Below are 12,333 nucleotides of genomic sequence, written 5' to 3' on the forward strand. Positions count from 1 at the left end.
CCCCCTGTGGCCCCCCGTCGATGGCGATCCAGCGTGATCGGCCCGGCAAGAGGCCGAACGTTCAATCGGAGGTGTGATGATGAAGGGATTTTTGAAGGCTACGGCAGCCTGTGTGCTGGCTCTGGCCGTAGCGGCTCCTGCCCTTGCTGATGGCCAGGCTGCCGGTCCGGGGGACGCCGACCTCATGGCTGACGCCAAGACCACGGGCGACGTGCTCACCTATGGCATGGGCCCGCAGGCGCACCGTTTCAGCCCGCTCAACCAGATCAACAGCGGCAACGTCGCCAAGCTGGTCCCGGCTTTCGCCGCCTCGCTCGGCGGTGAAAAGCAGCGCGGCCAGGAAGCCCAGCCGATCGTCTACGACGGCGTGATCTATGTCACCGGCTCCTACTCGCGCGTTTTCGCCTTCGATGCCCACACCGGCGACAAGCTGTGGGAATATGACGCCCGCCTGCCCGACGGCATCATGCCCTGCTGCGACGTGGTGAACCGCGGCGCGGCCATCTATGGCGACAAGATCATCTTCGGCACGCTCGATGCCCACGTCATCGCGCTCAACCGCAAGACCGGCAAGGTCGTCTGGAACAAGACCGCCGCCGACTACCAGGCCGGCTACAGCCAGACGGCCGCGCCGATCATCGTCAAGGGCATGGTCATCACCGGCACGTCGGGCGGTGAATTCGGCGTCGTCGGCTCGGTCGAGGCGCGCGACGTGAACACCGGCGAGCTGGTGTGGACGCGCCCGGTGATCGAAGGTCACATGGGCACGCTCCACGGCAAGCCCAACGGCATCACCGGCAAGACCAACGCCACCTGGCAGGGCGACCTGTGGAAGACCGGCGGCGGCGCCACCTGGCTGGGCGGGACCTATGACCCGGAAACCAACCTGCTCTTCTTCGGCACCGGCAACCCGGCCCCGTGGAACAGCCACCTGCGCCCCGGCGACAACCTCTACACCTCCTCGACTCTCGCCATCAATCCCGACAACGGGCAGATCGTCTGGCACTACCAGACCACCCCGCACGATGGCTGGGACTTCGACGGCGTGAACGAGTTCATCCCGTTTGACGCCACCATCAACGGCAAGCCGATGAAGCTGGGCGCCAAGGCCGACCGCAACGGCTACTTCTTCGTGCTCGACCGCACGAACGGCAAGTTCATCAGCGCCAACAAGTTCGTCATGCAGACGACCTGGGCCAACGGCATCAACCCCAAGACCGGCCGTCCCAACTACATCGACGCCAACCGTCCGGGCGCGCCCGACATGGCCGGTGGCTCGGAAGCCAAGGGCAAGACCGTGTTTGCCAGCCCCTCGTTCCTGGGCGGCAAGAACTGGATGCCGATGGCCTATTCGGACCAGTCGGGCCTGTTCTACATCCCCTCGAACGACTGGGGCATGGACATCTGGAACACGCCGATCGCCTACAAGAAGGGCGCGGCCTATCTGGGCGCCAGCTTCACGATCAAGCCGATCGCCGAGGATCACATCGGCGCCCTGCGCGCGATGGACCCCAAGACCGGCAAGATCGTCTGGGAATACAAGAACAAGGCTCCGCTCTGGGGCGGCGTGATGACCACGGGCGGCAACCTCGTGTTCACCGGCACCCCCGAAGGCTACCTCAAGGCCTTCGACGCCAAGACCGGCCAGGAACTGTGGAAGTTCAACACCGGTTCGGGCGTGGTCGGCTCGCCCATCACCTGGGAACAGGATGGCGAACAGTACGTCGCCGTGATGTCGGGCTGGGGTGGCGCCGTGCCGCTGTGGGGCGGTGAAGTCGCCAAGACCTTCAAGGAAATCAGCCAGGGCGGTGCGCTCTGGGTGTTCAAGCTGCCCAAGTGATGGCGCGGGGCTGGAACAGGGAGGGCGCCGTCCCTCCGACCGGCCCCCACGCTCCGGGTCAGGTTTCGGCCTGGCCCCCCTATGGCGCGCAGGGTCGGGAAGAGAGCATGTTTTCAGCACATCTTTCCGACCCTTCGTTTTTCCCGGACCCGGCTTTTGCTGCTCCGGTCTTTGCCGCTCCGGTCTTCGCCGCTCCGGTTTTTGCAAGTCCTGTGCGCAGCAAGGGCGGCTCCTCGCGTTCGCGCACGATGGGCGCTTGCCTTTCGGGCAAGGCTGGGGATAGTGCGGGGATGGCCGCAACTGCCACTCCTGAACGTATTCTCGTCGTCGACGATCATCCGCTGGTCCGCGACGGGCTCCGCAGTCTTCTGGCCGTGACTTTCGAGGATTGCGACATTCTCGAAGCGGCCGGTGTCGCCGAGGCCTGCTCGGTTCTGGCGCAGCATGGCGAATGCGATCTCGTGCTGCTCGATCTCAACATGCCCGATGCCACGCGCCTTTCGGGGCTGGTGCAATTGCGCCAGACTTTCCCGATGGTGCCGGTGATGATGGTCTCGGGCAGCTTCGACCGCGCCCTCGTGCAGGAGGCGCTCTCGGCTGGTGCGGCAGGCTTCCTGCCCAAGTCGATGAAGCGCGCGGCCATCGTCGATGCGCTCCACATGGTCATGTCGGGCGAAATCTACATTCCCGACATCGCGCTCGAAGAGAGCCCGGTCAGCGAGGAAGAAGCCCAGATCCGCGCCCGGATCGACACGCTGACCCCGCAGCAAAAGGTCGTGCTGCATCATCTGGTCCATGGCCGGCTCAACAAGCAGATCGCCCACGATCTTGATGTCTCGCTCACCACGGTCAAGGCGCATGTCTCGGCGATCCTGCAAAAGCTGGGCGTGTTCAGCCGCACCCAGGCGGTGATTCTGGCCAACCGGATTCATTTCGACTGACGGTTTTTTGGTTGGTGGCCTTGCCGCGCGGAGCCCCGGATCGTGTCCGGGGCGCCGAAGGATTGCGGCTTTAGTGCATCATCGTTTGCAGCAGGGCGCGCAATTGCGCCGGTTTGACCGGCTTGCCCAGCAGGGGCAGCTTTTGCCCTGACAGGCGCGCCTTGAGTTCTTCGCTGCGGTCGGCCGAGATGATGATCGCGGGGACCGTGCGCCCCAGCTTCGTGCGGATTTCGTGAACCGCCTGATCGCCGGTTTCGCCATTGTCGAGGTGGAAATCGGCAATGATCACATCGGGAATCACGCCGGGCTGCTCGTCGCCCAGCCGGGCAAGCGCGGCCGCGCCGCTGCCTGCGGCCATGACCTGACAGCCCCACCCGCTCAACAGCGTTTCCATGCCCAGCTGGATTTGTGTTTCGTTGTCGACGACGAGGATGCGGCGGCCCTGGATCGCGCGGTCGCGGGTGGGCTTGCTCAGCGCCGGGGTGGTATCGGCCCGGCTCTCCCCTTGCGGGACAGTGACCATGAAGCACGCGCCCTGGCCCGCATCGGACACGAGTTCGAGCGGATGCTGCAACATCGCCGTGGCGCGGCGCACGATGGCCAGCCCCAGCCCCTTGCCCGGAATGCGGTGGCTGGTGTCGAGGCGGCGGAATTCCTCGAAGATGCGTTCCTGCTGGTCGCGCGGGATGCCTGGCCCCGTGTCGCACACGCTGATCCGCACCTGTCCGGGGGCGGGGTGGTCGGTCTTCACGCGCACTTCGCCATGCCCGGTGTAGCGGATCGCGTTGGAGACGAGGTTTTGCAGGATGCGGCGCAGCAGGCGCGCATCGCTGCGCACCCAGACATTGGCCGGTTCGACCACGAAGGCGAGGCCCGCCGAGCGCGCGGTGGGGGCAAATTCGGTCTGGAGCGTGGCCAGCAGCGCGGTCAGGTTCACGTCGGTGAGGTCCGGCGTGATCGCGCCGGCATCGAGCCGCGAGATCTCGAACAGGGTTTCGAGCAGGTCCTCGACCGAATTGAGCGAGGTCGAGGCCTGGTTGACGAGCGCACGCGTGGGCAGCGCGAGGCGCCGTTCGGTGAGCGCGGCGATGAACAGGCGCGCGGCGTTGAGCGGCTGGAGCAGGTCGTGGCTGGCCGCGGCCAGAAAGCTCGTCTTCGAGCGGTTGGCGCCTTCGGCCAGGGTCTTGGCTTCGAGCAACTGGGCCTCGATCGCGCGGCGTTCGGCCACTTCGGAGGCCAGCCGCTGGTTGAGCGAGAGGAGTTCGGTCGTGCGTTCGGTTACCCGCCGTTCGAGGGTTTCGGCGGTGTTCTGGAGCAACTGGCGCGCGGTGGTCGGCTCGGTCACATCGAGCAGGCCCACCACCATCCCGCCCAGCGCGGTGGCCGTCGTGCGCACTTCCCAGATCCGGTCGCCCACCTGGCACAGGCGGTTGCGCACCGCCACTTCGTCCTCGGTACGCCAGGCGAGGACTTCGGCCCCGTCCATCCCCAGTGTTGTGGAGCACAGCCGCACGAGGTCGTCGTGATGGTGCAGTTCGCGGCCCGCGTCGCCGGCAATGCCCAGCAGGCGCTGCAAGGCCCCGTTCCACGCGGTAAGCTTGCGCTCGGCGTCGAACATGCACACGCCCTCGACCAGATTGTCGAGCAGGGCCTGAAGCGCGAGGTTCTGTTCGGCCAGATCGCGCGCGCGGGCGCGGGCATCCTCGGCCTTGGCCTCGGTAATGTCGGTATAGATGCCGACGATGCCGCCTTCGCTGGTGCGCAACTCGTTGATCTGGATCCAGCGCCCGTCGGCCAGCGCCTGAACGTGGCCGCCCGTGGCGATGGCATGGCGGGCCAGACGGTCGGAGGCCCAGCGGTCGGGCGCGGTCAGCGCGCTGACCGGGCTGCGCCGTTCGGCCAGCTGGCTGATGATCTGTTCGAACGTGGGATGCTCGCCCAGCAGGTCGGCCACGGCGGGCCAGAAGCCGACATAGGCTTCATTGTAGAGGACGAGGCGGTCTTCGGCATCGAACAGGGCGAAGCCTTCGTTGATCGATTCGATGGCGTCGCGCAGGCGGGTCTCGGCGGCCTCGGCATTGGCGTGGGCATTGGCGAGCTTGGCGTTGACCGTAGCCAGTTCGGACATGGCCTCTTCCAGCTCGCGGGTGCGGTCGCGCACGAGCTGTTCGAGGGCGATCGCCCGCTCGAACATCGAGAAGGCCGAATGCGACAGGTCGGTCGAGCGTTCGACGCGGTCGATCAGCGCGGCGTTGATCTTGCGCAGCTTGGCGTTCTCGTATTCCAGCCGCGCGAGGGCATCGGCGTGTTGCGCGGGCGCGCCGGAAGCGGAAAGCCGGGGGGCAGGCTGGCCGGTCATCGCCCGATGGCCAGCCCGCTGAAGGTCTGGTTCACATGGAGCGCATGGAACTGCTCGCCATAGGTGTTGAAGCCGACGACGCCATTGCGGCGGTAGATTTCGGAGACCAGCCGACCGATCTGGCGGCGCTCGGCATTGATGCGGTTGAGCACGCAGTCGAAGGCGATGATATGGTCGACCTCGCCCACGGCGGCGCGAATGTCCTCCATGGTGGCCTTGAGGCTTTCGATCTGGTCGACCGGTTCGCCCAGCGTCAGCACGATGCCTTCGTCGATCGCGCAATAGAACGTGAGGCTGCCGTCGGGATTGGCGGCCTGGACAGCGCGGACGTGATAGTCGCCCCCGGCGCGTACCATCGGCGGACAGGCGGCAAAAAGCGTCATGTCGAGACGCGAGGGATCGGCCAGTGGCCCGGCGATCACTGCGGCATCGGCGTCGGGCGAACCGGCAAGGCGCAGGTATTCCTGCGCCGCCGGTTCGGCGTTGATCTCGGTCACGCAGCGCGCGCCCGGATCGGCGCCGGTCACCACCATCTTGAGCTTGCCCGGCTTGTAGTGCTGGCGGCGGAAGACATGGAGCGGGCGGCGTGTGGAGAGGATGGCGACTGCGGCAACGGCAGGGTGAAAATCGCCGTCCGAGAAGATCCCGGTCTCCTTGAAGCGCATCCCGTCGCCCGAAGAACCGCCCACCAGTGGAATTTCGCCCAGCGCTTCCTGTACGGTCATCGCCAGCAATTCCTCGCTGTGCGAGAGCCCGTCGACGAGGAACAGCGCGGCGTGGTTGACCGGGGCATCGACGGGCCCGCCGCCCTTGCGGCGCAAGTTCGCGCTGCCCAGTTCGGCGCGGGCCACCAGATCGCGCACGGCTGCGCGCGCGGCCCCTGCGTCGAACTGGGTGAGGTCTTCGAACAGGTGGCTGACCATGTGGAATTCGTCGGAAGGAAAGCCGATCAGGCTGATCGAATCCTCGTCATAGCCCGCCTCGGTCAGTTCGCCCGAACTCGTGCAGCCGATCATCGGGAAGCGTTCCATCGACCACAGCCGCGCCGCGCGGGCCAGCCGTTCGCGGTCGTAGCGGTGTGAGCAGAACATCAGCGCCCCGGCCAGCGTGGCCGGGTCGATGGCACGGGTGATCTCCTCGAAGGCGTCGTAGGGATCGGATGCATGGGATGATGCCACGCCAACCTCGCAATTGCGAATATCCACGGTCCTCTCCAAAACCGCCCGCTGTCTGTGTGCAGCCCTTCGTCTCTAACGGGGTGCGGGGACAATGCAATATTCGGGCAATCTCCGCGCAATCTTTTGCTGGTGATCTGGCTTTTGCGGGCGATCAGGGAGGGCCTGTGTCGGGAATAAAGGAACGGAGCGGATCAATCCGCGCCGCGCGTGGGTTCGCCAGCGGCGTCGAGCGTGGCCGCCTCGGCATCGTCCAGCAGTTCGGAAAGGGCCAGGAAACGCATGCCTTCGGGCGTTTCGAGCGACATGCCCGCGCCGCGTCCGGGTGCGGCGTCGAGGATCAGGCGGGTGTGGCGCCAATAGGCAAACGTGTTTTCACCGATCCACACCGGCACATCGCCTGCCACCAGCCCCAGCAGGAAATCCTGCCTGCCGACCTTGAACTCCCCCCGCGCGAAGCACAGCGGCGCCGATCCGTCGCAGCAACCGCCCGAGATATGAAACATCAGCGGGCCGTGCTGCGCGGTCAGGCGGGCGATCAGGGCGAGGGCTTCGCTGGTGGCGACAACGCGGGCAGGGAGGTTGGCAGTCATCATCGTCCTGTCGCGATTGTCCTGTCGCGCAATGCAGCCCCGGCAAAGGCCCTGAAAATAACGGGGCGGATGTCCTGAAACACCCGCCCCGGAAATGCGCCCCGGTGTCCGCCAGGGGCGCGTTTCGCTGTTGCTTTCCGAGCCGGGCTCAGAAGAAGCCGAGAGCCTTGGTGCTGTAGCTGACCAGCAGGTTCTTGGTCTGCTGGTAGTGGTCGAGCATCATCTTGTGGGTTTCACGCCCGATGCCCGACTGCTTGTAGCCACCGAACGCGGCGTGGGCCGGATAGAGGTGGTAGCAGTTGGTCCAGACGCGGCCGGCCTGGATTTCGCGGCCGAAGCGATAGGCGCGGTTGCCATTGCGGGTCCACACGCCCGCGCCCAGACCGAACTGGGTGTCGTTGGCGATGGCAAGGGCTTCGGCTTCGTCCTTGAAGGTGGTGACGGCAAGCACCGGGCCGAAGATTTCTTCCTGGAAGATGCGCATCTTGTTGTGCCCTTCCATCACGGTCGGGGTCACGTAGTAGCCGCTGGCCAGATCGCCGGAGAGCGAAGCGCGGCTGCCGCCGGTCAGGACCTTGGCGCCTTCGTTCTTGCCGATGTCGATGTAGGACAGGATCTTTTCGAGCTGTTCGTTCGAAGCCTGGGCGCCGATCATGGTCGAGGGATCGAGCGGGCTGCCCTGGCGGATCTTCTGCACGCGGGCGACCGCGCGTTCGATGAACTTCTCGTAGATCGATTCCTGCACGAGCGCGCGCGACGGGCAGGTGCAGACTTCGCCCTGGTTGAGGCCGAACATCGCAAAGCCTTCGAGGGCCTTGTCGAAATAGTCGTCGTCGGCGTCCATCACGTCGGCGAAGAAGATGTTCGGGCTCTTGCCGCCCAGTTCGAGCGTGACGGGGATCAGGTTCTCGCTGGCGTACTGCATGATCAGGCGGCCGGTCGAGGTTTCGCCGGTGAACGCGATCTTGGCGATGCGCTTGCTGGTGGCCAGCGGCTTGCCCGCTTCGACGCCGAAGCCGTTGACGATGTTGAGCGTGCCTTCGGGCAGGATGTCGGCGATCAGCTCGGCCAGGACGAGGATCGACATCGGGGTCTGTTCGGCCGGCTTGAGCACGACGCAGTTGCCGGCGGCGAGCGCGGGGGCCAGCTTCCACGCGGCCATCAGCAGCGGGAAGTTCCACGGAATGATCTGGCCGACGACGCCGAGGGGCTCATGATAGTGGTAGGCGACGGTGTCGTTGTCGATTTCGCCCAGCGAGCCTTCCTGGCTGCGGATGCAGGCGGCGAAGTAGCGGAAGTGATCGATCGCCAGCGGCACGTCGGCGGCGGTGGTTTCGCGGATCGGCTTGCCGTTGTCGATGGTTTCGACCATCGCGAGCAGGTCGAGGTTTTCCTCAAGGCGATCGGCGACACGCAGCAGGATCCGGGCGCGTTCGGCAGGCGCGGTGCGGCCCCAGCTTTCGCGGGCCTTGTGCGCCGCATCGAGCGCCAGTTCGATGTCTTCGGCCGTGCCGCGTGCCACCTGGCACACGGGCTTGCCGGTCACCGGGGAAACGTTGTCGAAATACTGGCCGCGAACGGGAGCCACCCACTTGCCGCCGATGAAGTTGTCGAACTTTTCCTTGATCGGGCTCTTGGCCGAGAACTTGGACATGGCTTCCTGCAACATGGGCCTCTCCTTGAAATTCGCCGGTTGGCGACGCCAATGCGGCCAGGCAGGCAAGGGTGCTGCTCTCGACGCATTGCGACATGACTCTGCGCGGGTTTTGCGCCGCGCTTCCTGGTGAAAGATGCGCATCGCGGCGTGTCCGGGCAATTGTACCTTGGGTCGAACCCCGGCCTTCGAAGGATCGGGCGGGGCCGGTTTTCAAGGGTATAGGGTGCGCTTGCCCCCGACTGATGGTGCAAACGGGACGCAACAGGGCGGCTTCCACAACTCTTGATGCGGTTTGCATTGGCGCTCGGGCTCACAATGTGGCATCGCTGTCATGCCTCGCGCTGTCAGGGGCGGTCTACCCGCACGAGTCCCCGCAAAAGGACCGTTCAGTCGAGGGCGAAAGAGGAAGTTTGGAGAGAACAAAATGGCGCTTGCTCCCGATCTTGCGACGGGCAAAAATCCCGAAGGCACCCAGAATGCCTCCCATGTCGACGCACCGCAGTTGCAGCTTTTCGTCATGGGCCTGTTCTTCATCTTTGGCGGCATCACCTCGCTCAACGACGTGATCATCCCCAAGCTGAAAGAGCTTTTTACGCTGAACTACACGCAGGCGATGCTGGTGCAGTTCTGTTTCTTCACCGCTTATGCCGTCATCGGCATCCCCGGCGCGCGGCTGGTCAAGCGCATCGGCTACATGCGCGGCGCGGTGGCTGGCCTGCTGGCGATGATGGTGGGCTGCCTGCTGTTCATCCCGGCCTCGCAGAGCGCGACATATGCCGTGTTCCTGCTGGCGCTGTTCGTGCTGGCGAGCGGGGTGGTGGTCGTGCAGGTCGTGGCCAACCCGCTGATCTCGCTGCTCGGGCCCGCAAGGACGGCGGCTGGTCGCCTGACGTTCGCGCAAGGGTTCAACGCGCTGGGCACCACGCTGTTTCCCTTTGCCGGTTCGGCGCTGATCCTGGGCAGTCTGGCCAAGGTCACCGCTGCCGACCTCTCGGGTCCGGCGCTCGACGCCTACCGCACCGCGGAAAGCTTCGCGATCGTGAAGGGCTACCTTGGCCTTGCGGTGGTGCTGGCAATCGTGGCGGGCGCGGTGTGGATGTTCCGCAACCGCCTGCCGGTTGAAAAGCACGACGAGGACGCCAGCCTGATCGGCTTCGACCTGCTCAAGCGTCCGCGCTTCGGGCTGGGGGCGCTGTGCATCTTCCTCTATGTCGGCGCGGAAGTATCGATCGGCTCGCTGATCGTCAGCTACCTCAAGCAGGCCCATGTCATGGGTCTGGACGAGGCTTCGGCGGGCAAGCTGATCAGCTTCTACTGGGGTGGCGCGATGATCGGCCGCTTCGTGGGCTCGGCGGTTCTGCGCGCGGTTTCGCCGGGCAAGGTGCTGGCGTTCAATGCGCTGGGCGCGATTGCGCTGATCCTGCTTTCCACCCAGAGCGTGGGGCTGGTTTCGGGCTATGCGCTGCTGGCCATCGGCCTGATGAACTCGATCATGTTCCCCACGATCTTCAGCCTCGCCTGCGAAAAGCTGGGTTCGCGCGCGGCGGATGGTTCGGGCCTGATCAACGTGGCGATCTTTGGTGGCGCGGTCATGCCGCTGCTGACCGGCAGCGTTGCCGACATGAGCGGCAGCCTGGCGATTGCCCTGGCCGTTCCGGCGGTCTGCTATGGCGTGATCGCCGGCTATGGCTGGTACGCCCGCCGTCCGGCCTGATCTCCGGGTCTTTCGAATTACGGCCAAAAAGGGGTCGCAGCCAGCGCTGCGGCCCCTTTTTTGCACTGTGCAACTCTCTGGCGATTATGGGCATTTGCGCGATGGGGGCGGGGGTCCTATCGTGGGCGGCGAGAGGCGCCGGGGGACGGCGCGAACGGGAAAGGATGGTCCGGGATGACGGGCGAAGTTCTGGTCAGGCGCAACGGGCAGGCGGGCGTGCTCTCGCTCAACCGGCCGCGCGCGCTCCATGCGCTTAACCAGCCCATGGTCGAGATCATGACGGAGGCCCTGCTGGCCTGGCGCGACGATCCCTCGATCACCGCCGTGATCATCGACCATGCCGTTGCCCCGGATGGCGACCCGCGCCTTTCGCGCGGGTTCTGCGCCGGGGGCGACATCGCGATGATGCGCCAGTCCGCGCTCGAAGATGGCGGGGCCGCAGGCCGCGCGTTCTTCCTCGCCGAATATCGCCTCAACCACCTGATGTTCACGTATGTGAAGCCGATCATCACGTTCATGGACGGGATCACCATGGGCGGCGGGGTCGGCCTGTCGCTGCCCGCGCGCTGGCGGGTGGCCACCGCGCGCACCCGGCTGGCCATGCCCGAAACCGGGATCGGCTTGTTTCCCGATGTAGGCGGGGGCTGGTTCCTCTCGCGCCTCAAGGGACGGCTGGGGCACTTCATGGCGCTGACCGGCGCGCGGCTCGACGGCGCGGAATGCTGCTGGGCAGGGCTGGCCACGCATTTCCTGCCCGACGAGGCGCTGGCGCTGGCCAAGGAGCGGATCGCTGGCGGGGAGACCGTCGCCACGGTGCTCGACGATCTGGCCACTCACCCCGGCGCGGCGCCGCTTGCGGCCTATGCGCCCGACATCGCCCGGCATTTCGTGCACGATACGCTGGCCGCGATCTGGCGTTCGCTGGGCCGCGATCCTTCGCCGTGGGCCACGCAGACGCTGGCGACGTTGAAGACACGCGCGCCGCTCTCCTCCACGGTCTCGCTGCGCCAGCTTCAGGAAAGCCTCGCGCTGCCCGATTTCGCCGCCAACATGGCCATGGAATACCGGATCGCGGCGCGGGTGATGCTCACTCCCGATTTCGCCGAGGGCGTGCGCGCGGTGATCATCGACAAGGACAATGCCCCGCGCTGGAACCCTGCCCGGCCCGAGGATGTCGAGGACAGCATGGTCGAGGCGATTTTCGCGCCCCTGCCGCATGAAGAGGAATGGACACCGCTATGACCCCGGAAACGCCTTTTGAAACGATTCTGGTCGAACGCCACGGCCCGGTCACCCTGTTCACGCTCAACCGGCCCCAGGCGCTCAACGCACTCTCCTCGCACGTTCTGGCCGACCTGACGCAGGCCTTCGCCGCCTTCGAGGCTGATCCCGCCCAGCTCTGCGCGGTAATCACCGGCAGCGGCGACAAGGCCTTTGCCGCCGGGGCCGACATCAAGGAGATGGCCGAGAAGCCCGCCGCCGACTTCTTCGCGGAAGATTTCTTCGCCGGATGGACGCGCGATCTGGTCAAGGCCACGCGCAAGCCGTGGATCGCGGCCGTCAACGGCTTTGCGCTGGGCGGCGGCTGCGAACTGGCGATGATGGCCGATTTCATCATCGCGAGCGACAATGCCTGCTTTGGCCAGCCCGAAATCCGCCTGGGCATCGCGCCGGGCATGGGTGGCTCGCAGCGTCTCACCCGCGCGGTGGGCAAGGCCAAGGCCATGGAAATGTGCCTGACGGGCCGGATGATGGATGCCGCCGAAGCCGAACGCAGCGGCCTCGTCAGCCGCGTCGTCCCCCAGGCCGAGCTTCTGGCCGAAGCGCTCAAGACCGCGCAGGCGATTGCCGCCATGCCCCCGCTGGGTACCATTGCGGTCAAGGAACTGGTCAACCTCGCCTTCGAGACGACCCTCGATCAGGGGATCGTGGCCGAGCGGCGCACGTTCCAGGTGCTGTGTGCGACACAGGACAAGGCCGAAGGCATGGCCGCCTTCGTCGAAAAGCGCGCCGGGGTCTGGAAGGGGAAGTAGAAAAAAGGGGCAGGGGAGGGG

At 65.9% G+C, this 12,333-nt stretch carries 9 protein-coding genes; 5 read left to right on the forward strand and 4 right to left on the reverse strand.

Features of this window, described 5'->3' with window-relative positions:
- The first annotated feature begins 76 nt into the window (after positions 1-76).
- The gene (locus SBI20_RS13600; protein ID WP_411911527.1) at positions 77-1,840 is read left to right on the forward strand and encodes a methanol/ethanol family PQQ-dependent dehydrogenase; all 1,764 of its coding nucleotides are present in this window, start codon (positions 77-79) and stop codon (positions 1,838-1,840) included.
- A gap of 248 nt (positions 1,841-2,088) precedes the next feature.
- Positions 2,089-2,781, forward strand: a complete 693-nt coding sequence (locus SBI20_RS13605) for a response regulator (RefSeq protein WP_411911563.1) — start codon at positions 2,089-2,091, stop codon at positions 2,779-2,781.
- Between the two features lie 70 nt (positions 2,782-2,851).
- Here SBI20_RS13605 and SBI20_RS13610 read toward each other — a convergent pair whose 3' ends face one another.
- The 4 genes from SBI20_RS13610 to adh form a co-directional block, all read right to left on the reverse strand.
- The gene (locus tag SBI20_RS13610) at positions 2,852-5,140 is read right to left on the reverse strand and encodes a hybrid sensor histidine kinase/response regulator (RefSeq protein ID WP_317975532.1); all 2,289 of its coding nucleotides are present in this window, start codon (positions 5,138-5,140) and stop codon (positions 2,852-2,854) included.
- On the reverse strand, positions 5,137-6,318 hold the full coding sequence (locus SBI20_RS13615; RefSeq protein ID WP_317975533.1) for an FIST N-terminal domain-containing protein: 1,182 nt from the start codon (positions 6,316-6,318) through the stop codon (positions 5,137-5,139). The genes SBI20_RS13610 and SBI20_RS13615 overlap by 4 nt, the downstream gene beginning before the upstream one ends.
- 191 nt (positions 6,319-6,509) lie before the next feature.
- Positions 6,510-6,908 (reverse strand): DUF779 domain-containing protein, encoded by a 399-nt coding sequence (locus SBI20_RS13620; protein WP_317976143.1) that lies wholly within the window; start codon positions 6,906-6,908, stop codon positions 6,510-6,512.
- Between the two features lie 148 nt (positions 6,909-7,056).
- The gene (adh, locus tag SBI20_RS13625; RefSeq protein WP_317975534.1) at positions 7,057-8,577 is read right to left on the reverse strand and encodes an aldehyde dehydrogenase; all 1,521 of its coding nucleotides are present in this window, start codon (positions 8,575-8,577) and stop codon (positions 7,057-7,059) included.
- Positions 8,578-8,989: 412 nt separating this feature from the next.
- On the opposite strand from adh, the gene SBI20_RS13630 reads away from it, so the two are divergent.
- From SBI20_RS13630 to SBI20_RS13640, 3 genes are all read left to right on the forward strand, one after another.
- Entirely contained in the window at positions 8,990-10,279 is a 1,290-nt protein-coding gene (locus tag SBI20_RS13630) for a sugar MFS transporter (protein WP_317975535.1), read from the forward strand.
- A 174-nt stretch (positions 10,280-10,453) separates the two neighbouring features.
- Positions 10,454-11,521 (forward strand): enoyl-CoA hydratase/isomerase family protein, encoded by a 1,068-nt coding sequence (locus SBI20_RS13635; protein WP_317975536.1) that lies wholly within the window; start codon positions 10,454-10,456, stop codon positions 11,519-11,521.
- Positions 11,518-12,312 (forward strand): enoyl-CoA hydratase-related protein, encoded by a 795-nt coding sequence (locus tag SBI20_RS13640; RefSeq protein WP_317975537.1) that lies wholly within the window; start codon positions 11,518-11,520, stop codon positions 12,310-12,312. Before SBI20_RS13635 ends, SBI20_RS13640 begins: the two co-directional genes overlap by 4 nt.
- The last annotated feature ends 21 nt before the right edge of the window (positions 12,313-12,333 follow it).

Source organism: Novosphingobium sp. IK01, assembly GCF_033242265.1.
Classification (GTDB): domain Bacteria; phylum Pseudomonadota; class Alphaproteobacteria; order Sphingomonadales; family Sphingomonadaceae; genus Novosphingobium; species Novosphingobium pituita.

Bases quoted from the DNA above. Each gene is read 5' to 3' on its own strand.
- SBI20_RS13600 (WP_411911527.1), top strand. From the start codon at position 77: ATGATGAAGGGATTTTTGAAGGCTACGGCAGCCTGTGTGCTGGCTCTG.
- SBI20_RS13605 (WP_411911563.1), top strand. From the start codon at position 2,089: ATGGGCGCTTGCCTTTCGGGCAAGGCTGGGGATAGTGCGGGGATGGCC.
- SBI20_RS13610 (WP_317975532.1), bottom strand. From the start codon at position 5,140: ATGACCGGCCAGCCTGCCCCCCGGCTTTCCGCTTCCGGCGCGCCCGCG.
- SBI20_RS13620 (WP_317976143.1), bottom strand. From the start codon at position 6,908: ATGACTGCCAACCTCCCTGCCCGCGTTGTCGCCACCAGCGAAGCCCTC.
- adh (WP_317975534.1), bottom strand. From the start codon at position 8,577: ATGTTGCAGGAAGCCATGTCCAAGTTCTCGGCCAAGAGCCCGATCAAG.
- SBI20_RS13630 (WP_317975535.1), top strand. From the start codon at position 8,990: ATGGCGCTTGCTCCCGATCTTGCGACGGGCAAAAATCCCGAAGGCACC.
- SBI20_RS13635 (WP_317975536.1), top strand. From the start codon at position 10,454: ATGACGGGCGAAGTTCTGGTCAGGCGCAACGGGCAGGCGGGCGTGCTC.
- SBI20_RS13640 (WP_317975537.1), top strand. From the start codon at position 11,518: ATGACCCCGGAAACGCCTTTTGAAACGATTCTGGTCGAACGCCACGGC.